This is a genomic window from Lysinibacillus sp. GbtcB16 (assembly GCF_019091145.1).
In the GTDB taxonomy this organism is placed as follows: domain Bacteria; phylum Bacillota; class Bacilli; order Bacillales_A; family Planococcaceae; genus Lysinibacillus; species Lysinibacillus fusiformis.
The window spans coordinates 129922-156356 of sequence record NZ_JAGXJV010000006.1; the positions used below are offsets into that span (position 1 = coordinate 129922).

Consider the following 26435-nt stretch of genomic DNA (forward strand, 5'->3'; position numbering starts at 1 on the left):
TAGAATTCATTGGACTTTTCTTTATGGTAGATCTTACTTTTGACGGTAGGGCAAAATCTCAGAAACTGTTACAAATTCATAGCCCTGACCTTGTAAATAAGCAAGAACAGCATCGAGCCCATCTGCAGTAGATTGATGGATATCATGCATTAGTACTATTGCATTATTGTGTAGATTATTTTTTACATTTGGCAATAATTGCTGTGCATTGCGATGCTTCCAATCTAATGTATCAATTGTCCAAAGGACGACTGGAACAGGAATCTCAGCGTCAATCGTGTCATTAGTTGCTCCATAAGGTGGTCTGAAAACAGTGGCACCGTGATTAATAGCCTTCTCTATTTCAGAGGCTGTTGTATTATACTCTTTCATCACTTGTTCTTGCGTAAGTTTCGTTAAAACCGGGTGATTCCATGAGTGATTTCCGATTTCATGCCCACGTGCAAGTACATCTCTTGCAATATCAGGATAATATTGTACACGACTACCAAGCATAAAGAAGGTTGCTTTTGCGTGATATTTATCGAGAATGTTTAATATCTGCTCCGTCACTTTTGGGTGTGGACCATCATCAAAAGTCAGCGCAATTCGTTTTTTATTTGGATCACCAGTAGGTGGTGGTGTAATTGGTTTTACATTTTCCATAGCAATTTGAAAATCAGAGGCTAACAATGGGTTAATGAGCGAAAGTGGTAGTTTCACTATTGGGGCACCTGCTGACCCGCTAGCAATCTCATATTCATCGAAATAGAATTGTAACGAATCGTCTGCAATTGCAAAGCGAGTGAAGTTGGACCATTTTGGTTCAGTAGCTTTTAATAATTCATCCTTTAAAAGCTCATCCTTTATTTGGAGATTCTTCTGCAAATCTTTTCGCACATTTGCGGCTAACGTCGATAAATTATTCTCGTCATTTTGTAATAATGTTTGAATAGTTATTTGCTCGCCAGTTTCGTTATTAATAAAGAATGTTTTCGTTGTGACCTCATGGTTAGCTCCACCTACGTAAAGCATCTTTGTTAGCACAAATGAATAGTAATGCTCTCGGTACGGAAATGTTTCAAGACTAATATTTAATTCACCCATAACTTCTTTATCTTTTTTCATAGAGGCTAGATAGTTTTCTTTTGAATCCGTTATGTATTGTAATACGGTATCATTAAAAACTTCGTTATCTGTTTGTGGGTAATGAATGGCAAAAGGTGTACGTTTATCATTAGAAACATCTGTTACAATTCGTATCCCTGGAAACGCAGAACTTTCCGTTGATATATTACTATTAACCGATTCTGTATCGGTTTCTTTTGAAGCACTAATTTTTTGAAACTTAAATTCATCCTTTGATAGGATAATAACGAGTATAATAGTTGTTAAAGCTACAATGAGGCCAAGTAATAAAAAATCTATTAGTGGGCCGCGTTTTTTTCTGCGTTCCTGCATGGTGTTGGATACGCTCCCCTCATTTTTATTTTCTATACAATCAGACGTGCCAATCATGAAAAAAGTTATACAAATCTATAAACTTTTATTGTTAATTTATAGAAATTAATGCTAGCCATTTTTCCTTCTTGAAGTAGTATATCGAACGTGGTTATACTACTGTATTAGTGGATAAAAAATCCTTACTAAAAATAGAACAACCAAAGGTCAATTATGTAAAATTAAATTGAAAAAAACCCAATCTTTTGCTGAAATTTTCAGTTGTGTTTTTAATGGCAGTTCGATACTATTGGCAAGGAACATTTTGAAGGAGGCAGATAGCTGCAATGGTCTTACAAGAAGCGGATAATGAACTTACGATTGACTGTTTGTTGCTTGCAGGGCGTATTATGATTGAAAGTGGTGCAGAAACATACCGTGTGGAGGATACGATGCTGAGGATGGCACATTCTCAAAATATGCCGAATGCTCAATGTTATGCCACACCGACTGGAATCATTTTTTCGTTAGGCAAGACACAGCCAACGAGAATTTCATCAATTTCCAGCAGGGTTACAGATTTACAAAAAATAGCCTTGGTAAATTCAGTATCTCGGAGACTCACATCTCACATGATAACATTAGAAGAAGCTTATGACGAGCTAAAGTCGATACAAAAAACAAATTATTTTTTACCAACCTATTTACAAGTTATTGCGGCTGCTTTTGCAAGTGGTTGCTTCCTTATTATGTTTAAGGGAGGGTGGTCCGATTTTCCTATCGCTGTTTTAGCAGGGGGGTTAGGCTTCCTGATGCTTGTAATAACGAATCATTTAACAAAAGTTAAATTTTTCTCTGAATTTACAGCATCACTCGTTCTCGGCTTTGTTGCCTTCTTTGCAGTAAAATATGGTTACGGAACAGAGCTAGATAAAATCATCATTAGTTCTGTTATGCCGCTCGTACCAGGAATTTTGATTACGAATGCAGTTCGTGATTTAATGGCAGGTCATTTTATGTCAGGGATGGCAAAAGGAGCAGAAGCCTTTTTAACTGCCTTTGCCATAGGGGCAGCTATTGCCGTCACCCTAGGATTTTAGGAGGCGACTAGCATGCACATAATGGACATTATCATACAATTAGTTGTTAGTTTTTTCGCTACAGCTGGAATTGCCATCATTTTTAATGTACCTAGAAAGACGCTCCTTCATTGCGGTCTTGTTGGGGTAATTGGCTGGATTATTTATTATATTTTAACAGAGCAAGGAATGGATGTTGTTAAAGCCTCTTTCTTCGGTTCGTTTGTCATTGCCATCGTGGCTCATTTATATGCGCGGCGCTTTAAAATACCGATGATTATTTTTATTGTTGGTGGAATCATTCCGTTAGTGCCAGGAGGCATGGCCTATAATGCCATGAGAAATGTTGTAGAGGATGATTACTTACAAGGCTTACAATATGGTTTAAAGGCATTTCTAATAACAGGGGCTATTGTTATTGGACTGGTCTTTGCAGAAGTAATTATTCAGCTCATTTTCCGTTCAGTCCGTTCAAGTAAGGTGAAATTCCAAAAAGTCTATAAAAAATAAAAATAATAGGAGGCTGCGTGTACACTATGCTACGCAGCCTCCTTTTTATCGTATTATTTTTTGACAAGCAATGATTCGATTTCATCTGATGTTACAGGCTTGCTAATATAGTAGCCTTGAATAGCATCGCAACCATAAGTAATTAACAGATCAGCCTGCTCTGCTGTTTCGACACCTTCAGCTACAACTTTAAGTTCCATAGATTTACCTAACTGTACCATACCGTTCATAAGCTTTTGGCTTTTTTCGGATTTTAACAGAGAATTCGTAAACGTTTTATCGATTTTCACTGTATCAATTGGCAAAATTTGCATATATCTAAATGATCCATAGCCCGTACCGAAATCGTCTAAAATAAAGGAAATGCCTTCGTTTTCTAATTTGCGCATTTGCTGAGCAATAGAAGTAGCAGCTTCTGCCTCTAACGCAAATTTTTCAGTGATTTCAATTTGTAGAAGGTTTGCTGGACAGCCTGTTTTAGCAATCATTTCAAGAATGGACTTAGCCATATTTTTATCTCGGAACTCTCGTACAGAAGAGTTGATGGACACTTTTAAATCATGGCCAGCCTTTTTCCAAATTAACGCCTGTTCACAAGCTCTCTCTAGCATAAAGGAACCGATATTATTAATTAGTCCTGTTTCTTCCGCAATTGGAATTAATTCATCAGGTGAAACCACACCAATCACTTCATCTTCCCAACGTACAAGTGCCTCAACAGCTGTAATTTTTCCAGAATAAACATCGATTTGTGGTTGGTATAGGACCTTTAAATTCTTTTGATCAAGCGCTTGTAGTAATCGCTTTTCAATTAATGCTTTACGATTTAAAGCTTTATGTGTCGCTGTTGATAGCGAAACAATTTTATCTCCGCCAGCTTCACGCACAGTTGAAATTGTAGCAATAGAAGCTTTCATAAGCTGAGAAAATGTTGTTTGATCTTCAGGATATCTAGTGATACCCCCACTAATAGAGATTGGCACAGCAATATTGCCACTGTAAATAGGGTGCTGTTGTAAGTAAGATAAAAAGCCTTGAATAAACCATTCACTTAAAGGTGTGATGACTACAAAATCATTTTCATTGATACGCGCCATCGTGCTATCTTGGAAATACATCTTAATACGATTTGTAAATTCAATAATTAGGCTTTGATCGATTTGTTGATCGTGTAGTTCTTTTAAAGTATAAAATTTATCAATACTTAAATAAACAAATGAAAAGTGTCTGTCATCCTCAATCATATTGCTAATGACCTTTTCAAGTCGGTGGGCATTCATTAGCCCAGTTTCCGTGTCGATATAAGCTATTTTCTCAAGTTGGTGTTGGATAGTTTTTGATTTAGTAATATCCTTTTCAATTAAGAAAAATTGTTGTTCACCTGTTTCCAGATTAAAGGTTGGGATAGCTGTTAGTAATACCCAATAGGATTGTCCCGCTTTGGTAATTTTTTCAACTTCACCTTGCCATGTGTGCCCGTTGTTTAAATTACGCCAGATAATATTTGTCACTTTTTCACTACGGTCATTATCTGGGAACAACTGCCAAAATGTTTTGCCGATAACACGCTTTGGCGTCCATTGGCTTGTTTTTAGAAATTCATTATTACATTCTAAGATGAAACCATCGTGGTCAAGTGTTACAGTCATAAATGTAGCATCCAATCCTTGTTTAAGGTCTACAAATGTACTGCAATGAGAGACGGCATTAGTCATTAATTCTGGCAGCATAAAAATCATGAGAATCAAACGTTCTCCTTGCTCTGTATAAGGTTTAGCAAGCAGTGCTGTCGACATTTCTGTTTTTAAAGAGGTGTGAATTTGAATTTTTTCTATATACGTACTTTCCTCGCTTTGTAGGATAGCTTGAAAAGTTTCTACTGGAAGCTGACGTAGTAGATTTTCGTGTATAGATGGAGTAGTATTTCCTGTAATATCATTAGTTGATAAACCAATCAGATGTTCAGCGCTCTTTCCCCAGATAGTGGCTTGTCCATCTTGATTTAAGATAATTGCAGGAAAAGGAAGTGAATTTAAATAATGTTCATCAATCGTAAATGATTTATGCATATGACTCATGAGTTTTCGATCTCCTTGGGTAATCAATATATACTAATATTATAGATAATTATATGGAATTAGTCATTATGAATATATTTGTAAATATTTGATAATGAAAAGAATTAGGACTTTTCTAATGATGTTTAAGAAAAGATTTGAAGAAAAGTAACATTTTTTAGTACGTATATAGGAAGCAGGATTGGTATGCAACGTTTAAAAGGAATACTATTTATCGTTTCGGGTGCTATGTTATGGGGAGCGACTGGCCCCTTGATGGAGTGGTTACTGAACCATACATCATTGACTGTTTCCTTTATGTTAACAATCCGTTTATCGGTTGCAGGTATGATACTAATTACATATTTATTGTTAACGGGAAAAAATATTTTTGGTATTTGGCAGCACAAACTATGGGGTAGACAGCTCATTGTCTTTGGTATTGTAGGTATGCTAGGTGTTCAATTTGCATTTGTAGCAGCGATTCATGAAAGTAATGCAGTGCTAGCGACCTTACTCCAGTTTCTAGCGCCAATATTTGTTGTGGCATATGTCTCTCTTAGTTTAAAGAAATGGCCACCAAAATATCAAGTAATAGGAATTATTGGTACCCTTATGGGGTTATTTCTACTACTAACGAACGCATCATTTGATAGTTTGCTTATTAGTCCAAAAGCATTGCTGTGGGGTGTAGCAGTAGGTTTAACCTTTGCTTTTTACACATTATATCCTGCGCGTTTAATGAGAGAGTGGAATGTGTTGTTAGTAGTTGGCTGGGGGATGCTAATAGGTGGGCTCACATTAGGTATAGTGAGTCGGGTATGGCTGTCTAACCAATGGATCGTTTTTACTGATTTTAAAACACTACTTTTAATGGTTGCTTTAATATTTTTTGGAACAGTCGCTTTCATATTGTTTTTAAGTAGTATGAAATATATAACAGCTGTAGAGACGAGTATTCTCTCCAGCATTGAACCATTAACGGCTATGATTATTTCAGTTATTGTCTTTGGTACTTCTTTAGGGTTTTGGCAATTAGTAGGGGTATTCGTTATGCTTGTGTGTGTAACATGGCTTTCAATCGCTGGTGAGAAAGCATAAATATACTATTGTGGTAGTAGTTTTTAACTAGCTATAAATTTCATCTTAGGACAAGGGGGAAAGAATGTGAAAGAAATTTTTTCCTATGTAAGACCTTATAAATGGACAGCTATTTTTGCTTTATGTTTAATGTTGTTAGAGTTGTTTGTAGAGCTTGTACAGCCACTTATAATGGCCAAAATCATTGATGACGGGGTAAGAGCTCAAAATCACGAAATGATTATGCAATGGGGTGCTGTTTTACTCGTACTTTCATTTGTTGCCTTTATGGCGGGTATCGTTAATTCTTACTTTTCATCTCATACTGCTCAAAGCTTTTCGTATGATTTACGAAATGCCATGTTTGATAAAATCCAATCCTTTACACTAGCAACCTATCAAAAATTTTCTACGGCATCTCTCATTACGAGATTAACGAATGATGTCACACAAGTGCAAACGGTGCTGTTTATGAGCTTACGTATTATGCTTCGTGCACCTCTTGCCGTGATAGGAAGCATAGTAATGGCATTTATTGTGAATGCAAAATTAGCCTTATTTTTAGTCATAGGTGCACCTATCATTTTAATTTTTCTTATTTTTATGGTCGCAAAGGGCGTCTCTTATTTTGGACGGGTGCAGAAAAGAGTCGACCGTTTAAATAGGGTTTTGCAGGAGAATTTACAGGCCATACGTTTAGTAAAAGCATACTTACGTGGGACTTATGAGGCTTCACGCTTTGATGAAGTCGCATCTCGTTTGAAATTCGATACTGTCAAGGCTTTACGCATAATGGAATACATTATGCCAGCTCTTTTATTCATTATGAATATGAGTCTGCTCGCCGTCCTATGGTTTGGTACAAAACAAGTTGCGGCAGGGACAACACCACTTGGAGATATTGTAGCGATTGTTAACTATGCGATGCGGATGACAGGCTCGTTTTCAATGTTCGCTTTTATTATTATTTTTTATGCGCGTGCAAAGGCCTCAGCTGAGCGTATGGCAGAAGTTCTTTCTACAGAAAATGAGGTTGAGGATGTTTCATTTTCAGAGGAAATTAGCCAGGGTAAACACTATGGTGAATTAACGTTTGAACATGTTAGTTTTACGTATCCAGGCGGAGAGGTGCCAGTCCTATCAGACGTCAATTTCCAAGTTAAATCGGGTGAAAAATTAGCGATTATGGGGGCAACCGGTGCTGGTAAATCCACTTTGTTACAGCTTATTCCGCGTTTTTATGAAGTAACAGAAGGAAGAATACTAGTAGAAGGACAGGATGTTCAACAGTGGGATTTACAAGAATTACGTGAAGTCATTGGGTATGTCCCTCAGCAGTCCTTGTTATTTACAGGCAGTATTGCGGATAATGTGCGTTGGGGAGATACGCATGCTGAAATGGACGCTGTACTAAAGGCTACGATGCAGGCTCAAATACATGCATCCGTTGAGGATTTTCCGAATGGTTATGATACAAAGGTTGGGCAAAAAGGGGTCAACTTATCAGGAGGGCAAAAACAAAGGCTATCCATTGCGAGAGCACTCTTGAGAAAGGGACATATATTAATGCTCGATGATAGTACAAGTGCATTGGATGTTAAAACAGAACAGGCACTTTGGGAGGCACTGGGCGAAGAACATGCTACGATGCTTGTGGTCACGCAAAAAATTCGTACCGCTAAAGGTGCAGACCGTATTTTACTGATTGAAGCTGGAAAAGTAGTTGCCTATGGAACCCATGAAGAGCTTTTACAATGTTCCGCACTTTATAAAAAAATTGCAGTCTCTCAACAGGAGGTGGAGGAATAATGGGATTTTTCCAAAAACCTTTTGGCTATGAGCCGATTTTGACTAAAGATGATCTTCAACAGGCTGTGAAGAAAAAGAAAGGGCCACGAGCAAGTGATTGGAAAAGTACCTTGCTACGGTTATGGAAAATTGTCGATGAGCAACGAGCACTTCTAATCGTAGTTCTTTTACTAGTGATGACTAGTTCAATTTTGGCTTTGATAGGTCCCTATGTAATTGGCCAAATGATTGATCACTATGTTATGCATGGAGAGCTAGCTGGCTTAGGTAAGGGGATTGTCTTATTGATCGGCATTTATTTGTTGTTGGCCGTCTCCCTGTTCCTACAAAATTATTGGATGATTGGTATTGCTCAGCAAACGATTTATAGGCTAAGAACAACTGTATTTGGTCATTTTCAACGACTGCCGATTGCCTTCTTTGATCGTCGTCAGCATGGCGAATTAATGAGCCGTATGACGAATGATATAGAAGCGGTCAGCTCAACGCTGAATAGTTCCTTTATTCAGGTGTTTTCAAGTGTACTAACGCTTGGAGGAACGATTATTATTATGCTGAGCTTAAGTCCATTACTAACCATTTTAACTATGACCATTATTCCCATTATGTTTTGGGCAATGCGTTGGATTACACGTCGAACTGCTCCTTTATTTAAGGAGCAACAGGCAGCTATTGGGGCTCTGAACGGCATGATCGAAGAAACCATATCTGGACAGCGCATTGTGAAGGCTTTTTCCCAAGAGGAACGAATGAAGGCAGAGTTTCAGGAAAAAAGCTTGCGGTTAAGAAGAACGGGGTTTTGGGCACAGACATATTCTGGCTATATACCAAAGGTCATGAACTTTTTAAATAATATGAGCTTTACTATTGTCGCGGGTATCGGGGGCGTACTTGCTTTATATGGGCATGTGTCAATAGGGGTTATTGTTATATTTACAGAATATGCTCGGCAATTTACACGCCCATTAAATGATTTAGCCAACCAATTTAATACAGTGCTATCAGCTATTGCTGGTGCTGAGAGAGTATTTGCGTTACTGGACGAACAACCAGAAGGAGAATCTACCTCATCGAAAAAACATCAGCTATTGGGACATGTAGCTTTTAAGCAAGTGTATTTTAAATATGAACAAGACCAGGAATCTTACACATTAAAAAATGTTAATTTTAAAGTGGAGCCTGGGCAGACGGTAGCGCTTGTAGGAGCTACAGGAGCAGGGAAAACGACAATCCTTCAACTTATTGCAAGATTCTATGAAGTGACAAAGGGCGAAGTGTTATTTGATGGCATGAATGTTCAGGAAATTGATCGTCTATCCTTGCGTTCCCAAATGGCTTTTGTATTGCAGGATCCATTTTTATTTGAGGCAACTGTTCGTGAAAATATTCGATATGGTCAATTAGATGCAAGTGATGCTGATATTGAGGAAGCAGCAAAGCGTGCTAATGCACATAATTTTATCATGAAGCTTAAGGATGGATACGATACAATTCTTGCTGCAGATGGACGAGAAATTTCACAAGGCCAAAAACAATTACTATCAATAGCACGTGCACTTATTGCGGACCCGAAAATTTTATTGTTAGATGAAGCGACAAGCAGTATCGACACAGTAACAGAAATGGCGATTCAAGAGGCACTTGATACATTGATGCAAGGCCGCACTAGCTTTGTTATTGCACACCGATTAAATACAGTGCATAATGCAGACATGGTTTTAGTTATGCATAAAGGTGAGCTAGTGGAAGCTGGTCCACAGCAAAAACTAATTGAATCGGGCGGTTTATATGCTCAGATGCTCCATTCATCCTCCCATCATTTAGAAGAATAGCCATTGACAACTATCAAAAGAGTAATTTCAAATGAAATTACTCTTTTTTTAATCATATTAACAAATGTAATTAATTTGAATAAATAGTATAATTAATATAAATAAGTAGGGAATAGTATATAGTTTGAAAGTAACTAAATGAAAAGAGTTAATAGTGACAATTTTATGAGTTTGTTAGGTTATTATATATCTAGAATTCATAGTAAATTTTAGTTGTTTTCGTGAACTTTTATAGTAAAAATCCTTTTATTATTGGCGTATTTAAAGTAAAATTCTGATTAATAGAGGGTAATAATATATTTAGTTGCCAGCTTATTTTCATTCTTGCTACAATAGGGCAATAGTCTGATACAGGAACGGAGTAAACAATGAATATTTCAGTGATGACAGTGTCTTTCCCATTGGATGGAGAAACATTGAAGGAAGTAAAATTATTATGTGAAGAAGCGACAATTCATGATTATCGAGTATACGAAACTATTTTGAATGTGCCAATGGCTAGCTCTTTTGAATCGAAGGGCTTTATGGTATTGGCGTATGAGGATGATCAGGATTTGTTAGTTGGAGTTGCAAGTGCCATTGATTTAATGGGACTCCATACGTATGAGTGGTCACTAGTGGTGACACCTGCATATCGCCAAAAGGGGATTGGGACTGCATTAGTTGAAGGCATACAAGTCGGGCTAAAAGAGCGAGGGGCAGAGGGGCAGTTAGCTGTTGTGATTGATGGTTCCCCACATGGACACACATTTATTGAAAATAAAGATTATGTTTACAGCTTCTCAGAAGCAACCTTAGAAACAAAGGCAGAACCTGTAGCATTACGAAGCGATATCACTATTCTTCCCTATAATGGTGAACAGGCTGAGCTAATTGCTATTTATAGTGAAGCATTTGGTGATTTACCAGAAGAATCAACAGAGCTCATCGCCTTTAATACGTCCACTAATGGAAGAAAGCTATGGATTGCTTATCGAGATGGAGGAGTTGTTGGCACGGTGACGACAGCTCAGGAAAATGAAATACAATGGGTAACAGCCCTTGCAGTCCACCCAAATTGTGAAGGACAAGGTATTGGGACGGCTTTATTGTCCTTTTCAAAGGATTATGCGAGTAAAACCGGTGCCACTTTCGTCATGTTAGATGTTGAAATAGACAATAAAAAAGCAATATCTGTCTATGAAAAGGCTGGATTTATGAAGGCGCAGCAAATTGATTATTATGTAAAACAATAGCAAAAAGGGCGAGGAGTGATTTTAACTCATCGCCCTTTTTATCATAATTGCGTACTATCTTCATATAGTATTAATAAGCCTTATGAAAGGAGTCGTGATTATGCGCATGCCAGCATTGCCTAAAAAGAAGTCTCCTCCGAAGGAAGCACCTAGTTCGTGGTGGAAAGTGGTTAAGGCCTATCTATCGAAAGGAAAGTTCTATCGATTACCACCGAGAAATTGATGAGGTATAAAAAAGTCGCCTTATAGCGACTTTTTAATTTTCTAATAAAAATGTATTTTTAGAGGGACCTATTAAGTAAAGTTCATGCATTGCCCGTGTGAGTGCTACATAGAGTAGCTTTCGATCAATGGGCGTGTCGTAAAAGGGCGTATCAAACGCAGCTACTATAACCGCATCAAATTCAAGCCCTTTCGCTAGATGGCTTGGAACAACAAGCAACATTTCCTGATTAATAGAGTCATTTTCAGTTAGTAGCTGTGCAGGTAGTTGGTGAGCTTTTAAATCCTTTTGCATCATCATTGCTTCAGCAGTTGTTTTGCATATTAAAGCAATGGATCGATGTCCATGTTGCCGAATTGTTTCAAAAATTCCTTTAATTTGTAAGGCGTCGAATTGATCCGCTTGAATAAAGCTTGGCACGTTGCCATGGCGAACAACAGGCTCCACTAACGGAAGTTGTTCATCCATTTGCGCTAAAATTTCATTAGCAACTTCCATAATTTCAATGGTTGTACGATAGCTTTTTTGCAAAGTTCGAAAGCTTGCTCGTGGGAATAAACTTTGGACAGGCTCCCAAGCAGTTAATGAACGATAGCTATGAATTCCTTGAGCTAAGTCACCAACCATTGTAAACATATCCGTATCCAAACCTGTTTTTAAAGCGGCAAGCTGAAATAGACTATAGTCTTGAACCTCATCGATAAAGACAACGCGCATTTTCCATTCATCAGGGATGCCTTTTAAGCGCGCCTGTAAATAATAAAGTGCAGCTAAATCTTCAAGTGCCCATTGTTCCTTGCGATGTGATTGTAAAAATTGCTGTTGTTCGAGATAATGCCATTCAGGAGCCAGTTCTGCTAACAGCTCTGCATTGGTGAGAAGTGAACGATAAAGAGTTTTAATATTGTGTTTGGTAAAGCGACGCATATAAGCAGCTGCTGTAGATTTGGCTTCTTTTTCAATAGCAGGAATTCGCTCATCTCGTTCATCGATAAATTTTGTTACGACACGACGCCGTTTTTCATCATCTCGAATACCATTTAATGCCTTTCCAAGTGCTTCATCATATTTTTTATGGAGTGTAGCTAAAACAGACTGCTTCTTCTGACGAACATGGCTAGCTAACACTTTTTTAATATGTGCCAGTCGTTTTTCGATTGGCATATAAGAAAATTCATATAAAAATAGCTTCTTAAGGTGAGAAGCCCGCATGATACAGTATCTTTCAATATAAACATCTTCAAATTGCTCTGCAATATCTTGCTCCAGTTTTTGAATATAGCGTTCGATAACATCACGATAATAAAGAGAGCCTTTCATTTCAGAAATCCAAGCAGATGGCTGAGAATTTCCTCCGGCTACAAGCGACTCTAATTGCTCATTTGGATTTTGAAGCTTTAATTTTAATTTAGTGGCGGATAGTACGTAATCGGTAAAAGTAGTTTGGCATATTTTATCGACGCCTAGTTCTGGTAAGACATCTCCAATATAATCAATAAATAACTTATTCGGTGCTAAAATCATGAGCTGCTCAGGATTAAAATGCTCACCCATTGTGTAGAGGAAATAGGATATTCGGTGTAGGGCGATGGTGGTTTTTCCACTGCCTGCTGCTCCTTGGACAATTATTGGTTGACGAAGATGTGCGCGAATAATTTCATTCTGCTCTTTTTGGATTGTCGAGACAATTTCAGTTAGACGAACATCAGCTTTACCAGCCAATGCTTCTTGTAACAGTTCATCGTTCGTAGTTAAGTCAATATCACGTATATCGAGCAAATCGCCATTTTCAATTTTATATTGTCGCTTAGCAAATAGATGCCCTTTATGAATTTCTCCGCGGACATCGTACTCCATGTCACCAAGACGGCCATCATAATAGACATTCGCTACTGGTGAGCGCCAATCGACAATAATTGGCTCATGTGTTTCACGATGAAATAACGAGGTTTTTCCAATGTAAAGAAGTTCTTCAGGGTCACCTGTCTTTTGAAAATGGATTCTGGCAAAATAAGGCTTCTTTTGAACGGCTTCTAGCCCTTCCTTTTGATTACGGGCCATTTCAAAGAATCGGGCATTGGTTAAGATGTTTAAATAACTCAAACTAGAATCTAAGTAATCAAGATCTGCCATCGACTTCCGAATATTTTCTTGAGCGGATTTTAAATCTCTTTGTGACTCATTTAAAATTTGCTGCATATAACTTTGGGTATACGCTAATCGCTCTACTTCAGTCTGAAAATCTGGATGTTTTACAGTCATTTTTTAGCACCTCCTAGGTACTTACAATTTCAAAGTAGATTATCATACTACTATATATAATATTTACCATCAAGTGAAAGCTTAAAAGCTGAATATGTTACTATTACGTAGAGGTTTTGAATGAATGTTACTAAAAGAGGAGGTTCATTATTTTGGATATTTTTGCACACAGAGGTGTTTCTGCAAGCTACCCGGAAAATACAATTGCTGCATTCCAAGCGGCATCTAAGCTTCCTATCGCTGGAATTGAGCTAGATGTTCATTTAACAGCAGATAAAGAGGTAGTTGTTATTCATGATGAAACCATTAACCGTACCTCCAATGGTTCAGGCTATGTAAAGGATTTTACATTACAGCAATTACGTACATTTGATTTTGGCTCATGGTACTCATTGGATTATAGTGGAGAAGTGATACCCACATTAGGGGAAGTTTTAGAACTATTTGCAGGTACAAACCATCGCATTAACATTGAACTAAAAACAGATGTGTTTGCCTATGAAGGGATCGAGGCATTAGTTCTAAAGGAAGTAGCTGCCCAACAAATGACAGAGAGAGTTATTATCTCTTCTTTTAATCATGAATCTTTGCAAACAGTCGCACAAATCGCACCATATATTGAAAATGCTGCATTGTTTGCTGAAGTTTTAGTAGACTTTACAACTTATGTTGCGCTTATTCCTGCTAAAGGCTTGCACGTTAGTTTGCCTACAGCGTATCGCAAATCAGTAAAACTAGCGCTCGCTGAAGGGGCAACTGTACGTGTTTATACAGTCAACGAGGAGCGGGATGCTCGATATTTACAGCAGCTTGGAATACAAGCAATATTTACTGACGACCCAGAGAAAATATTAAAAGCCCTTACTTAGAGCAATGTGAGGGGGGTGGCGCTCGAATTCCGTGGAATGACAAATGAAGTAATACCCACGGAACGCGGCGTCTTTTATAAGATTCGTTACCACTTTGCCTGATGCTCCTCAATGCATCCAAGCATTTGTCGAATAACTAATGTTTCACCATTGTCGAGCAAAATGGAACCGTCATAATAACCAAATAATTGATGTACTTCTGATTTTACTAGTTTTGCATTTGTGTAGGCTACACGTTCAAAAAACGGAGAGAAGGTTAGTGACACTTGATGAGAGAATTTTGATTTTACTTTCCAACGTTGCATATAATCTTCGGAATCATAATCAAATAATAAATCCTCATGTATTTTTGTCATTTTGCCATCAACGAAAACAGCATTTTCGGTCATACCTGTGCCATCTGTCCATTTTCCCCCTAAATTAAGTCCAATTCTTCTTCCACGGACCCGTTGAGAGGCCATTCCCCAATTCCATACGGCTTCACGCGGCCATACACCTCGACCGTAATCTAAGACAGCAAAATTTTCTTCTGCCGAGAAATTATAACGACGAGTACCAATTGTGACCACACCTGAAGTAGGGAGTGTATGATGCTTACCTGTAAATTGAAATGTTTTACGATTCCAAGGGATGACAACATTTAAGGTTTCGTCTGTAGCGGGATGCTGAATGATGAGCTTTGCACGTAAAATATCGCCATCAAAATTTGGAATAGAAACAGATAGATGTGTTTCATTTTGTACATATAATATATCAATCATCATTTCACTATTTTTAAACGATACGGACTCTAAAACCTGTGTAGGCATTTTCAATTTGCCGCCTAAGGGAATGGTAATCGTTTTTTCGAAATAGCGCTGCGTTTCATATTCAAGGAAATAGACGAAGCAAACTGCTGCATAATCTAGATGACTAATCGTAGCGGAAAATAAGATTTCATCACCGTAGACACACCAATAGTTCCATTTCTTTTTGCGCATAAGATGGCCGCTTAAATTGCTGTTGATAAGTGGTTTACGTGCAAATCCGATGGCTGCTGGATTTAAATTCCCCTTTTTATCGCATAAAAGAGTAGGCTGTAAAATTTCTTTCTCAGCATGCTGCTTCACATTTAACATCCCTTCTGGTCATAAAATAAAATCATGCATTTCTTTTAATCTTATTGTAGCAAAAATGATCTTGAAAATGGAAAGGAACATACTGATTATACCTATTTTCGACAATAATATGAGTAAGGACCTAACTAATAGAAATACTTGAAGAGACATATGATGGCATGAGGAGGAGATGTATGGCAAAGATGTATAATAGGCAGGCTGCTGTACAGTATGCCAATTTATGGTGGAATAGACGCAATCCAGCTTTTCCTAACTTTGACGTAGACTGTACCAACTATATATCTCAATGTTTATTAGCTGGTGGGGCACCAATGCGAGGGGCACCAAGTAGAGATAAGGGCTGGTGGATTCAACAAGGGAATTGGAGCTTTAGCTGGTCTGTTGCACATTCTTTAAGATGGTATTTAGAAGGTTCAACGACAGGGTTGAAGGGTACACGTGTGCAAACCGCCGAAGAGTTAGAGCTGGGTGATGTTATTTTTTATGATTTTCAAGGAAATGGGAAAATCGATCACTCTGTTATTGTTACAAGTATTCAAAACGGCATTCCTTATGTAAATGCTCATACATCGGATAGTATTAATCGACCGTATTTCTATGAGGACTCCACTGCGTATACGCCGAGCATGACTTACTTTTTCTATCATATAGAGGATAGCTTTGCTTAAGATGAGGTAGTTTTAAAGCATATCATTTTATGATAATGTGAAGGTAGAAGAGATAAACTTAAAAGTTGTCTTGTGGTAGAAGGAGAATGGATATATGAGCGAACAATTTTTATCGGTTAGAGATGCAATTATTCAACGTCGTTCCATTAAAAAATTTAATGGTCAGCCTGTAGATCGTGATGATTTATTGGCTATTATCGACGATGCAGTTTGGGCACCCAACCACGGTAACCGTGAGCCTTGGCGTTTAGTTGTAGCCTGTGGTAAGGAATTAGAAAATCTACATCATTTATTACGCGACCTGACGATTCCAAAATGGCAAGAGCTTTTAAGTGAAGACTTGGCGAAGCAGATGTTGAAATTTACGTTACCTGGTGGCTATGCTTTTGTTATCGTACCGGAGGATGCGCGTCAAAAAGAACGTTTAGAGGATTATGGAGCAGCGAGTATCTTTATTCAAAATATGCAACTGTTAGCATGGGATAGAGGGATAGGCTCTTGCTGGAAAACACCAGGCTTTTTAGATAATCCTAAGTTCCGCGAAGCTTTAAAGATACAGCCTGGAGAACGTGTTATTGCGATGCTACAAGTAGGTTATTTTGATGAGGTACCAAAAGGGAAAGATCGTAAAAAATCGGCTGAAATAGTGACAGTTTTTGGTGAGTAATCGCCTAAAAAGCAAAGAAAATCCCCTCGCTGAAGTAGGTGAGGGGATTTGTTATGGAATAGAAAATTATTTTTGTAATTCCGAAACTTCATATAAATAATCACTTAAAACGCGTAAACCTTTATCGAAGTTTTCTAAATGGAAATGCTCATTAGGTGCATGGAAGTTTTCACTAGATAAACCGAAGCCCATTAATACTACAGGGATTTCTAAAATTTCATCAAATGCAGCGACGATAGGGATAGAACCGCCACCACGTGTGTAAGCAGTAGGTACATGATAAACCTTTTCGTAAGAACGTCCAGCTGCCTGAATGAATGGATGATCAAATGGTGTTAAGAATGCAGGGCCTTTATCGAACTCCGAAATGTTAATTTCCACTCCAGCAGGTTTATGCTTTTCAACGTGGGCTTTTAATAGCGCAACGATTTCGTCCGGCTCTTGATTTGGAACGAGACGGCATGTAATTTTAGCGCCTGCTTCAGCAGGTAATACCGTTTTGATGCCTTCTCCCGAGAAACCACCAAAGACCCCATTAACCTCTAATGTTGGACGAGCCCAAGTACGTTCTAGGTAGGTAAATCCATGCTCACCAAATAGTTCTTTTACACCGACCTCTTGTTTTACTGACTCCTCATCAAAATTAAGCGCACGATAAGCTTCACGTTCTTCCTCTGTTAAAGGTAATACATTATCGTAGAAACCTTCCACTTGAATGGTGCCATGCTCGTCACGGAAGGATGCTAATATTTCAGCTAATGCGTGGATGGCATTTTGCACACCTCCACCATAGAGACCTGAGTGTAAATCTCCTTTAGCTCCACGCACGTCAATTTGAATGCCTGCTAAACCACGTAAGCCATAGCATACTGCAGGTTTACCAGGACCATAAAGTCCAGTATCAGAAATTAAAATGAGATCCGACGCTAATTTTTCCTTATATTCCTCAACAAAGGAAGGTAGATGCGGACTACCGATTTCTTCTTCACCTTCATAAATAAATTTAACGTTCACAGGTAAAGTTCCTGTTGTTGCAAATAAAGCTTCAATCATTTTTAAGTGCATAAATACTTGCCCTTTATCATCACTAGCACCACGAGCGAATAATTTATTGTCACGAATGGTAGGATTGAACGGTTCGCTCTCCCATAAATTTAGGGGATCAACAGGTTGTACATCGTAGTGACCATAAAATAATACAGTTGGTTTGCCTTCTGCATGTAACCAATCGGCATAGACAACTGGGTGACCTGCAGTTTGTGTAATTGAGATATTCTCAAGATTTAATTTTTCAAATGCATTAGCAAGCCATTGTGCAGCATGCTGGATATCTTCCTTATGCTCAGATAAAGAACTAATACTTGGAATTTGTAAAAATTCTTTCAATTCGTTTAAATGAGCCTCACGATGTTCAGCAAAATAAGCATCAATTTGCTGTAAATTTGTCATCTAGCATCCCTCTTTCTAATATATTTCGATAATAGAAATAGTATAGCATATCAAAACTAGAAAGTATTAACATGGGTTCATAAATAAAAAAGCTCTAATAGGGGGACATCAACCATTTTTATAACAAGGCCAATGGTTGTTTTTGAATGTCTTTAGCTATGTACAATGAAAGACACTGTAGAAAAAATTCTTTACAGTGTCTTTCGATAGTCGTCTATAGGTGAGTGCAATTTTTATCTACTTAAAGAGAGTGTGTATTAAACATTTTTCGATTTACTACTACTGATGTTAGGTGTTGGTGGTGAGTTGTACACACGGGAATATGGTGGTATTGAATTCATTAGCCAAATGTTACTGCCTAGCACCGAATCGTGACCAATTGTCGTTTCGCCACCTAAAATGGTTGCACCTGCATAAATAACAACATTATCTTCAATATTCGGATGACGTTTAATTCCTTTAATTGGATTACCATTTTCATCAAGAGGGAAGCTTAATGCCCCTAATGTTACGCTTTGGTATATTTTAACATTATTGCCGATTATACATGTCTCACCGATTACGACACCTGTGCCGTGATCGATAAAGAAGGATTCACCAATTGTCGCTCCTGGGTGAATATCAATTCCTGTTAAACTATGTGCATACTCAGACATAATACGTGGGACAATTGGTACGCCCACTTCATATAATTCATGTGCAATACGGTGAATGTATACCGCAACAATTGATGGATAACTTAGTAAAATTTCCTCTGTAGAAAGGGCAGCAGGATCTCCGTTGTACGCTGCCTGAATATCTGTTTGCAAGGTTTTACGAATTTTTGGGAATTGTGAAATTAAATCCATCACAATACGATCTGCATCCGCTTGACAAGTACAGTTTTCAAGATTGCTGTTGTACTCCAAATTGTAAATTAAAACTTTTTCGATAATATCACGTAAATCCAATGCCGTTTCACGCAGTTTATTACTACTTACAATATTGACGCGTGTAGTATCGATCGGCGGAGCAGTATGGATACCTGGGAACAGTACTTCATGAAAATTATCTAAGATTTTATAAATTTGATTGCGCCCAACAAAGCCAATTGAATTTTCAATATCAACATACTGCCGGTTAATATCACTTAATGAACTTGTAATTTCTGGGACCTTTTCATTTAGCCAATCATTTAAACTCATTGTAAAACACCCCTCAATTTCATAATAACTGATGTAATAAAAGTACAAAGCATTTCATGTAATAGCAACTCTTTTAGCTTTAAAATATATTAATATTTATATTATAGAAAAAATACCTGCATGTGGAGTTGCAATTAAATAATCTTATATTGTTTTACCATAAAATACGACTGGTTTTAAAGCTTACTGCTTCTTGGTATGATCTAGACCGATTTGCACTGGGAGAATTTTAATCAAATAAAAAGAGTCTGATTCCGGAACAATACCGAATTCAGACCCGTGAATTTTTTATTAGTGAGCAGTATAGCCGCCATCAACAAGGAGTGTTGTACCATTAACAAAGCTTGCATCATCGCTTGCTAAGAATAAAACAGCTTTGGCAATCTCTTCTGGTTTACCAAGTCGACCTTGCGGATGAAGGGAAGCTAAATATTCTTTCTTTTGAGCGTCTACTTCAGCCAATAGAGGTGTGTCGATATAGCCAGGACATACAGCATTTACGCGAATACCTTGTTTTGCATAAGCTGTGCAAAGGTTTTGTGTTAATAGTTTTACACCACCTTTTGCAGATGAATAGGCTGTTGGATTTGGTAAGGCAACAAAACTATGGATAGAGCCAGCATTAACAATGACACCACCCGTTCCTTGCGCAAGGAATTGTTCGATGGCATATTTATCAGAAAGAAATACTCCGGATAAATTAATATCAATGGTTCTTTTCCATTTTTCAAAAGATAACTCGTGAGCGGGTGCATCGTCAGCTACACCTGCATTCGCGTACATAATATCAAGTTTTCCGTATTTATTAATAGTTTCCTTTATCATGTTTTTAATATCTTCTTCGCTTGTTACATCTGTTTTTACGAAGAGCGTATCATAACCATCGTTATTTAATTGTTCAGAGATGTTTTGTCCTCGCTCTGAAAAATCGGCAATGACTACTTGTGCTCCTTCTTGGGCGAAGAGGCGAACTGTTGCCTCACCGATACCGCTAGCGCCACCTGTGACGATTGCTACTTTATCTGCTAATTTCATGTCAATGACCACCTTAATATTTATTTTGCTGTTGCTCCACCATCAATAACAAATTCGCCACCTGTTGAGAAGGAGGATTCATCAGAAGCTAAGAACAGCACTGTTTGAGCCACTTCTTTTACAGAACCTAAACGTCCTAATGGGAATAAGTTTTTTCCTAATTCATCTTTAGAGCTTCCAGTTGTTGCAGATGCATAATCGGCCATTCCTGTATCGATATAGCCAGGGTGAATAGAGTTTACGCGTACGCCATATGGGGCATATTCCATTGCTGCATCTTTGGTCATAATACGCACAGCACCTTTACTAGCGCCATATAAAACATGTCCAGCAGCACCTGTTAAGCCTGCAATGGAAGATGCATTAATGACAGAGCCTTTATTTTGTTTAGCCATCAGCGGCATGATATGTTTCATACCAAGGAAAACACCAGTTACATTGATGGACATTAAGCGATTCCAGTCAGAAAGTTCAATTTCCGCAAGTGGTTTAATTATATAAATGCCTGCATTGTTGAAAAGGATATCAACTTTATTAAATGTATGAAGCGCTTCATTTGCAACTTTTTTCCAATCATCTTCATTGCTTACATCATGACGTATAAATAATGCTTCGCCTCCAATTGCTTGGATATCACTAACGGTTTCGTTCCCAGAATGTTCATTTATATCAGTAATGACTATTTTTGCTCCTTCTTTCGCAAATAATAGTGCAGTTTCTTTCCCGATGCCTGTACCTCCACCTGTAATAACGGCTACTTTATTTTCCAATCTCATTTCAAGCACGCACCTTCCATTATTTCTGGTTATATGGTTACCTTAGGATTTAAAAGTATTCGCTTTATTTTAGCGATACCTTCATCTTACTCCTTTCAATTTGAAATACTATCCTATAAGATGCTGTATAATATAGGGAGTGAGTATCCTCCATTTATAGGGGTATTTTTAGTATGAAGGAGAGGAATTTCCTATGACACACTCATTTCAATCCTTTGAAGAAATGACACTTCAGGAATTTGTGTTATTCATCAAAATTCATAATAAACAAATTGAAGAGAATACGAATATTTACCTCAATCTAGAACCTTCTATTGCTGAAGCCGATCGAGAAAGGGTGGCAATGCTACTGGATTCGTTTCTACGTTTAATGACGCATACGAATATCGAAGAGCTTCATGATGATTTTAGAAGTTTTTTTAAGACATGGCTTCAATCGCAGCTATCCATTATCGATACGAGAAGCTTTCTTCTATTCCAATTGATTTTAGAGAAATCATTGATCACTTTTATGATTCAGCAGAAAATTAGTCGAATGAATACCATACTAATGTATGTATTATCGATTTTTACATTTTTAGTACAGCTTTACTGTGATGCCGAAGTAGATCATAAAAATAGTCGTAGAACTACCCCTGAAAATGAGGAGTTGAGACAGCTGCAATTGCTGGATAAACTTGATAAATTGCTTATCAGTTCCTCTGGTTATCAGGATTTAGCTTATATCTTAAAGAAATGTGAAGAGTATTTTAGTTATAAAAGATGTGTATTTTATGCCTATGTGCCATGGTCCAATCAATTTTACGGGGTTATTGGTGCAGAGCTTCCAAAGGTTCAAAGCATGAAAGGGGAGCTGACCGGTGAAAATACAGTTCTTGGCTCAAGAAAACCTATCTATTTAAAAAACCCCAAAAATTATGTGAAGGAGGAACATATACAATTATTTAATTTATCGTCGATTATATTTATCCCAATTATTCAACAGGATCAATTATTTGGTTGGCTGACATTTGATCAGCTAGGTGAAGAATTTGATTGTACAAAGGATGAGTTATTGTTACTTGAAGAAGTAGGGAAGCGGTTGGGGTTATTTTTATCACGTAAGGGTGAAAAGGTTGAAAAGAATACAGAACTTCACTTAACAGAAAGGGAGTCCATGATTTTAGGTTTGCTTGCAGAGGGATATGATAATAAAAAAATTGGGGGATTACTATTTCTAAGTGAGCATACGGTAAGAGATTATGTAAGTAGTTTAATGACAAAGCTGAAAGCTAAAAATCGAACACAGGTCGTTGCTTCCGCTTTTCGTTTAGGGCTATTAAGTTAGCCAAGGGAAATAAATGTGTAATCCGTAATATATATCTGCTTACTTTACAAGTCATTGTTAAAGTGGCAGATTTTTAATTTTTAGATAATAATTATTATTTAAAATATAGCAATCAAAATAGAGGTTTAATGTTATAGAGCCGTGTTTTACAGGTTGAGTAATATAGTAGTAAAACATTTTTTACGAATATTACAAGCAAAAGCGTTTAAGCTTACACGATTGTAATGAAATTGAAAGCCAATACGATAGAGTGTAATACATTATTTTGCGAGAATGTGTATAGAAGCAAGAACAAGAAGCGGAGGCATACACAATGAATGAAAAATTAGAAGGCGTATACGAGGAATACAATCGTTATATATATCACTTATGTTTAAAACTAACTCGCAATAATGTAGAGGCTGAAGATTTAATGCAAGAAGTTTGGGTAAAGGTCGTGCGCTATGAAGACAGCGTAGCTGAAGTAGAGCATATTAAGGCTTGGCTTACAACTATTACAATGAATACTTTCAGAGATCGCTATCGTAAAAAGGTTCGTCGCAGTAAATATATGATGAACCAACCTGAAACATTAGACGTACCGATATTAGATTTGGTTCCCAATAATGAAATTTCGACAGAAGAAAAGGTTGAAAAGGATATTGTCACAAAACTCGTACAAGATAAAATGGAGCAATTAGATGGCATTTATAGAAAGACTTTATGGTATTTCTACATAGACCAATATTCACTTGCAGAAATTTCTACGATTATGAAAGTTTCCATTGGTACTGTGAAATCTCGTTTATTCCGTGCAAAGGCTCGATTAAAAGAAATGCTTATGTCTGATACGGCCATTGTGGAATCTGTGCTACCAGCATGATTAAAGCTGATTGGTCGCACACCATATGTACTTAGACGGAAGTATTCGGTCGACTAATCTAAAAAAAGATGCATTCGCATATTATTGCGATGCATCTTTTTATGGTTAAGACTTTATTCTGGACGATTGGATTCTACATCCAATAGACATTTTGAAAAAATAGTGCGCAATGTTTGCAGTTCTTCAGCAGTGAGCATTCCAAACATATTGTTGATAATTTCACTCACTTGTTGGCGAGACTCTTTTAAGATGCTCTCGCCCTCAGAAGTAATAACGAGCTGTGATGCTCGTCGATCCGTAGCGTGCTGTGTTTTTTCAATAAAGCCAGCGTTGATAAGCTTCGTTGTTAAAACGGTGACGCCACCTGTCGTTACCTTTAACCGCTCAGCAATAGCAGAAGGGCGTTTCGGGCCCTCCTGCGATAAGTAGTCTAAAATTAAAATATGGGATTTTGAAAAGCCGAGCGCATTATGATTATTCCACTCGTTCGCCCACTTACGCTCAATAGATGAAACAACTTCAAACAACGAGGTAATGGCTTTTTGTTTTTCTTGATCCATAGAAGGTCATCTCCAAAACTGTTTTAACTTTCTTGTGCCAATCTTGTCATCGCATTTAATTCGTAAGCACGTACTTTGCGCGGGATAAAACGGCGGATGTCCATCTCATTGTAACCAACTTGAATACGTTTTTCATCTATTAAAATAGGGCTACGTAACATTCTTGGATGTGCTTGAATAATAGCAAATAGCTCCTGAATAGAAAGTTGGTCGATATCGATATTTAAGTTTTTAAAATCATTCGAATTTGTTGCGATAATTTCATCTGTTCCATCTTCAGTCATGCTTAAAATTTCTTTAAACTCTGCAAGAGTAAGTGGATGAGAAGTGATACGTTTTTCTTTATATTCAATATTGTGATCTTTTAACCATTTAAGTGCTTTTCTGGATGAAGAACAGCTCGCTTGTGAGTAAATTGTAACTGTCATTCTTCATTCCTCGCTTTCTTTTTTAGATTATATTTTATAAATATCTTATTAGTAAGGTAAAATGTTTATATGTATATCTTACTAGTAAGCTATATATAAATCAATAGCTATTTAAAAAAATATCTATAACACCATGATTTTTTTCAGGTATATTAACATATACGAAGATCATCATAAAAAAGTTTCATTTTCACAGCTTACAATGATGTAAGTTTAGGGAAATTGAATAGGGACTACATGAAGCATAGGCTTGTCCAAGAGGAGAGAAATGACAAGCTAACAAATATCAGTCCACTGATTATAGTATGTTTAAATGACGAGAAGTATACATAAAAACTTAGAATTATTTGTGGAATTTCGCAAATGAAAAAAAGGGTGGTCCCAAATGATATTTGAGACTACCCTTTTATATTTAGCCTTGTTGTCCAGAAGTAAACCAATCTTGAACATCCCAGACCTTCGTAGCGAGACCATCATAGAAATCAGGTTCGTGACTTACAAGTACAATAGTGCCTTTAAATTCTTTCATCGCACGTTTTAATTCATTTTTTGCATCCACATCTAAATGGTTCGTTGGTTCGTCAAATAGAAGCCAGTTTGCCTCTTCCATCATTAATTTACATAAACGAACTTTCGCTTGCTCTCCACCCGATAATGAATTCAGTGGACGTGTAATGTGATCAGTCTTTAAGCCAGCCTTCGCTAAGGCAGCACGTACTTGTGCTTGCTCCATTGAAGGGAAGGCATTCCAAACATCATCAATTGGTGTGATCTTTTCCGCTTTTACTTCTTGTTCGAAGTAAGAGGGATAAAGGTAATCTCCTCGAATCACTTTGCCATTTAGAGGATTAATTTTACCAAGCATTGTTTTCAATAATGTTGATTTACCTACACCATTCATGCCGACTAAAGCGATCTTCTCTCCTCGTTCAATCGCAAAAGTGAGTGGGGGAAGTAATGGCTTGTCTTTATCATAACCAATCACCAAATTTTCAGCCTCTACAACATAGCGACCAGATGAACGTGCTTCTTTAAAACCGAACTCAGGCTTTACAGCAGTTTCTGGGCGATCAATTCGCTCTAAACGGTCAAGCTGCTTGGCACGAGACTTGGCACGGCCAGTAGTAGAGTATCGCGCTTTATTTTTGGCAATAAAATCCTCTTGCTTCTTGATGAATTCTTGTTGTTTTTCATACGCGTCAATATGCTGACGCTTATTGATTTCAGCAAGCTCTAAGAATTTTTCGTATGTTGCTGTATAACGAGTTAACTTTGAAAATTCAAGTTGGAAGATGACATCCACTGTCTCGTTCATAAATTCTGTATCATGCGAAATTAATAAGAAGGCATATGGATAGTTCTTTAAATAGTTTTTTAGCCATGTAATATGTTCTTCATCAAGATAGTTTGTAGGCTCGTCTAATAATAGAACTTTTGGTTTTTCTAATAACAGCTTAGCTAGTAAAACCTTTGTACGTTGACCACCAGAAAGAGCAGCCACATCTCGCTCCAAGCCAATAGCATCGAGCCCAAGTCCGCGCGCAACTTCTTCAATTTTCATATCGAGTGAATAGAAGTCACCTGCATCTAACGCATCTTGAACTTCAGCCATTTGCTCTAATAGAACTTCTAATTCTTCAGGTGTAGCTTCAGCCATCTTACCTGTAATTTCATTGAGTTCCTCTTCTTTTTTATACAAGGGTAGAAATGCGTCACGCAATACATCGCGCATCGTTCTACCAGCTGTGAGTACTGTATGTTGATCTAAATAACCATAATGTGTACCGGGGAGCCATTCCACTTTTCCCTCATCATGAATTGTTTGACCAGTGATAATGCCCATTAAAGTTGATTTACCTACACCATTTGCCCCAACGAGCCCAATATGATCACCCTCTACTAAACGAAACGATACATCTTTAAAAAGTGTACGATCTCCGAATGAATGACCTAAATTTTCTACTGTTAAAATTGCCATATATGTTC

General features: G+C 37.5%; 22 protein-coding genes. 11 read left to right on the plus strand and 11 right to left on the minus strand.

Annotated elements, in window-relative coordinates; all coding sequences use genetic code 11:
• Positions 1-33 precede the first annotated feature (33 nt).
• A complete protein-coding gene (locus tag KVT27_RS18655) occupies positions 34-1440 on the minus strand; it encodes a polysaccharide deacetylase family protein (protein ID WP_036122737.1) in 1407 nt (468 codons plus the stop codon).
• A gap of 326 nt (positions 1441-1766) precedes the next feature.
• Between KVT27_RS18655 and KVT27_RS18660 the strand changes: the two genes are divergently transcribed.
• Positions 1767-2519 (plus strand): threonine/serine exporter family protein, encoded by a 753-nt coding sequence (locus KVT27_RS18660; protein ID WP_025115515.1) that lies wholly within the window; start codon positions 1767-1769, stop codon positions 2517-2519.
• 12 nt (positions 2520-2531) lie between these two features.
• Complete coding sequence (locus KVT27_RS18665; RefSeq protein ID WP_036122739.1) at positions 2532-3008, plus strand: threonine/serine exporter family protein; 477 nt, start codon at positions 2532-2534, stop codon at positions 3006-3008.
• A gap of 53 nt (positions 3009-3061) precedes the next feature.
• On the opposite strand, the gene KVT27_RS18670 is transcribed toward KVT27_RS18665, so the two are convergent.
• Positions 3062-5086 (minus strand): EAL domain-containing protein, encoded by a 2025-nt coding sequence (locus KVT27_RS18670; RefSeq protein WP_036145454.1) that lies wholly within the window; start codon positions 5084-5086, stop codon positions 3062-3064.
• A gap of 186 nt (positions 5087-5272) precedes the next feature.
• On the opposite strand from KVT27_RS18670, the gene KVT27_RS18675 reads away from it, so the two are divergent.
• The 4 genes from KVT27_RS18675 (at position 5273) to KVT27_RS18690 (ending at position 11021) form a co-directional block, all read left to right on the plus strand.
• Positions 5273-6166 carry a DMT family transporter gene (locus KVT27_RS18675; protein WP_217581751.1) on the plus strand — a complete coding sequence of 298 codons (894 nt, stop codon included), beginning with the start codon at positions 5273-5275 and terminating at the stop codon, positions 6164-6166.
• Between the two features lie 66 nt (positions 6167-6232).
• Positions 6233-7954, plus strand: coding sequence for an ABC transporter ATP-binding protein (locus tag KVT27_RS18680; protein ID WP_217581752.1), 1722 nt, complete (start codon positions 6233-6235; stop codon positions 7952-7954).
• Complete coding sequence (locus tag KVT27_RS18685; RefSeq protein WP_036222720.1) at positions 7954-9786, plus strand: ABC transporter ATP-binding protein; 1833 nt, start codon at positions 7954-7956, stop codon at positions 9784-9786. Before KVT27_RS18680 ends, KVT27_RS18685 begins: the two co-directional genes overlap by 1 nt.
• Positions 9787-10154: 368 nt before the next feature.
• Positions 10155-11021 (plus strand): GNAT family N-acetyltransferase, encoded by an 867-nt coding sequence (locus KVT27_RS18690; RefSeq protein WP_036122751.1) that lies wholly within the window; start codon positions 10155-10157, stop codon positions 11019-11021.
• Between the two features lie 256 nt (positions 11022-11277).
• On the opposite strand, the gene helD is transcribed toward KVT27_RS18690, so the two are convergent.
• Positions 11278-13506 (minus strand): RNA polymerase recycling motor HelD, encoded by a 2229-nt coding sequence (helD, locus tag KVT27_RS18695; RefSeq protein WP_217581753.1) that lies wholly within the window; start codon positions 13504-13506, stop codon positions 11278-11280.
• Positions 13507-13658: 152 nt separating this feature from the next.
• Between helD and KVT27_RS18700 the strand changes: the two genes are divergently transcribed.
• Complete coding sequence (locus tag KVT27_RS18700) at positions 13659-14375, plus strand: glycerophosphodiester phosphodiesterase (protein WP_036145466.1); 717 nt, start codon at positions 13659-13661, stop codon at positions 14373-14375.
• Positions 14376-14461: 86 nt separating this feature from the next.
• Here KVT27_RS18700 and KVT27_RS18705 read toward each other — a convergent pair whose 3' ends face one another.
• Entirely contained in the window at positions 14462-15484 is a 1023-nt protein-coding gene (locus KVT27_RS18705; RefSeq protein WP_036127564.1) for a DUF2804 domain-containing protein, read from the minus strand.
• Between the two features lie 182 nt (positions 15485-15666).
• On the opposite strand from KVT27_RS18705, the gene KVT27_RS18710 reads away from it, so the two are divergent.
• Positions 15667-16161, plus strand: coding sequence for an amidase domain-containing protein (locus KVT27_RS18710; RefSeq protein WP_036122761.1), 495 nt, complete (start codon positions 15667-15669; stop codon positions 16159-16161).
• A 94-nt stretch (positions 16162-16255) separates the two neighbouring features.
• Positions 16256-16828 (plus strand): nitroreductase family protein, encoded by a 573-nt coding sequence (locus KVT27_RS18715; protein ID WP_036122764.1) that lies wholly within the window; start codon positions 16256-16258, stop codon positions 16826-16828.
• A 66-nt stretch (positions 16829-16894) separates the two neighbouring features.
• Here the strand turns inward: KVT27_RS18715 and KVT27_RS18720 are convergent, their stop codons facing one another.
• The 4 genes from KVT27_RS18720 to KVT27_RS18735 all read right to left on the minus strand — a co-directional run bounded on the left by KVT27_RS18720 (position 16895) and on the right by KVT27_RS18735 (position 21272).
• On the minus strand, positions 16895-18277 hold the full coding sequence (locus tag KVT27_RS18720; protein ID WP_036122767.1) for a dipeptidase: 1383 nt from the start codon (positions 18275-18277) through the stop codon (positions 16895-16897).
• Positions 18278-18534: 257 nt separating this feature from the next.
• Positions 18535-19461: a serine O-acetyltransferase EpsC gene (epsC, locus tag KVT27_RS18725; RefSeq protein ID WP_025115502.1), complete on the minus strand. Its 927-nt coding sequence runs from the start codon at positions 19459-19461 to the stop codon at positions 18535-18537.
• A 291-nt stretch (positions 19462-19752) separates the two neighbouring features.
• Positions 19753-20496: an SDR family NAD(P)-dependent oxidoreductase gene (locus KVT27_RS18730; protein WP_036122770.1), complete on the minus strand. Its 744-nt coding sequence runs from the start codon at positions 20494-20496 to the stop codon at positions 19753-19755.
• A 20-nt stretch (positions 20497-20516) separates the two neighbouring features.
• On the minus strand, positions 20517-21272 hold the full coding sequence (locus KVT27_RS18735; RefSeq protein ID WP_217581754.1) for an SDR family NAD(P)-dependent oxidoreductase: 756 nt from the start codon (positions 21270-21272) through the stop codon (positions 20517-20519).
• A 193-nt stretch (positions 21273-21465) separates the two neighbouring features.
• Between KVT27_RS18735 and KVT27_RS18740 the strand changes: the two genes are divergently transcribed.
• Entirely contained in the window at positions 21466-22599 is a 1134-nt protein-coding gene (locus KVT27_RS18740) for a LuxR C-terminal-related transcriptional regulator (protein WP_217581755.1), read from the plus strand.
• Between the two features lie 313 nt (positions 22600-22912).
• Positions 22913-23461: an RNA polymerase sigma factor gene (locus KVT27_RS18745; protein ID WP_008176154.1), complete on the plus strand. Its 549-nt coding sequence runs from the start codon at positions 22913-22915 to the stop codon at positions 23459-23461.
• Between the two features lie 113 nt (positions 23462-23574).
• On the opposite strand, the gene KVT27_RS18750 is transcribed toward KVT27_RS18745, so the two are convergent.
• From KVT27_RS18750 to KVT27_RS18760, 3 genes are all read right to left on the minus strand, one after another.
• Positions 23575-24021 (minus strand): MarR family winged helix-turn-helix transcriptional regulator, encoded by a 447-nt coding sequence (locus KVT27_RS18750; RefSeq protein ID WP_008176151.1) that lies wholly within the window; start codon positions 24019-24021, stop codon positions 23575-23577.
• Positions 24022-24044: 23 nt separating this feature from the next.
• Positions 24045-24449, minus strand: a complete 405-nt coding sequence (gene spx / locus KVT27_RS18755; RefSeq protein ID WP_008176149.1) for a transcriptional regulator Spx — start codon at positions 24447-24449, stop codon at positions 24045-24047.
• Positions 24450-24861: 412 nt separating this feature from the next.
• On the minus strand, positions 24862-26427 hold the full coding sequence (locus tag KVT27_RS18760; protein WP_036122779.1) for an ABC-F family ATP-binding cassette domain-containing protein: 1566 nt from the start codon (positions 26425-26427) through the stop codon (positions 24862-24864).
• Positions 26428-26435 lie beyond the last annotated feature (8 nt).

What these genes read in the sequence shown, in the direction of transcription:
- KVT27_RS18655 (WP_036122737.1), bottom strand. Translation starts at nt 1,440, where the DNA reads ATGCAGGAACGCAGAAAAAAACGCGGCCCACTAATAGATTTTTTATTA.
- KVT27_RS18660 (WP_025115515.1), top strand. Translation starts at nt 1,767, where the DNA reads ATGGTCTTACAAGAAGCGGATAATGAACTTACGATTGACTGTTTGTTG.
- KVT27_RS18665 (WP_036122739.1), top strand. Translation starts at nt 2,532, where the DNA reads ATGCACATAATGGACATTATCATACAATTAGTTGTTAGTTTTTTCGCT.
- KVT27_RS18670 (WP_036145454.1), bottom strand. Translation starts at nt 5,086, where the DNA reads ATGAGTCATATGCATAAATCATTTACGATTGATGAACATTATTTAAAT.
- KVT27_RS18675 (WP_217581751.1), top strand. Translation starts at nt 5,273, where the DNA reads ATGCAACGTTTAAAAGGAATACTATTTATCGTTTCGGGTGCTATGTTA.
- KVT27_RS18685 (WP_036222720.1), top strand. Translation starts at nt 7,954, where the DNA reads ATGGGATTTTTCCAAAAACCTTTTGGCTATGAGCCGATTTTGACTAAA.
- KVT27_RS18690 (WP_036122751.1), top strand. Translation starts at nt 10,155, where the DNA reads ATGAATATTTCAGTGATGACAGTGTCTTTCCCATTGGATGGAGAAACA.
- helD (WP_217581753.1), bottom strand. Translation starts at nt 13,506, where the DNA reads ATGACTGTAAAACATCCAGATTTTCAGACTGAAGTAGAGCGATTAGCG.
- KVT27_RS18710 (WP_036122761.1), top strand. Translation starts at nt 15,667, where the DNA reads ATGGCAAAGATGTATAATAGGCAGGCTGCTGTACAGTATGCCAATTTA.
- KVT27_RS18715 (WP_036122764.1), top strand. Translation starts at nt 16,256, where the DNA reads ATGAGCGAACAATTTTTATCGGTTAGAGATGCAATTATTCAACGTCGT.
- KVT27_RS18720 (WP_036122767.1), bottom strand. Translation starts at nt 18,277, where the DNA reads ATGACAAATTTACAGCAAATTGATGCTTATTTTGCTGAACATCGTGAG.
- epsC (WP_025115502.1), bottom strand. Translation starts at nt 19,461, where the DNA reads ATGAGTTTAAATGATTGGCTAAATGAAAAGGTCCCAGAAATTACAAGT.
- KVT27_RS18730 (WP_036122770.1), bottom strand. Translation starts at nt 20,496, where the DNA reads ATGAAATTAGCAGATAAAGTAGCAATCGTCACAGGTGGCGCTAGCGGT.
- KVT27_RS18735 (WP_217581754.1), bottom strand. Translation starts at nt 21,272, where the DNA reads ATGAGATTGGAAAATAAAGTAGCCGTTATTACAGGTGGAGGTACAGGC.
- KVT27_RS18740 (WP_217581755.1), top strand. Translation starts at nt 21,466, where the DNA reads ATGACACACTCATTTCAATCCTTTGAAGAAATGACACTTCAGGAATTT.
- KVT27_RS18745 (WP_008176154.1), top strand. Translation starts at nt 22,913, where the DNA reads ATGAATGAAAAATTAGAAGGCGTATACGAGGAATACAATCGTTATATA.
- KVT27_RS18750 (WP_008176151.1), bottom strand. Translation starts at nt 24,021, where the DNA reads ATGGATCAAGAAAAACAAAAAGCCATTACCTCGTTGTTTGAAGTTGTT.
- spx (WP_008176149.1), bottom strand. Translation starts at nt 24,449, where the DNA reads ATGACAGTTACAATTTACTCACAAGCGAGCTGTTCTTCATCCAGAAAA.
- KVT27_RS18760 (WP_036122779.1), bottom strand. Translation starts at nt 26,427, where the DNA reads ATGGCAATTTTAACAGTAGAAAATTTAGGTCATTCATTCGGAGATCGT.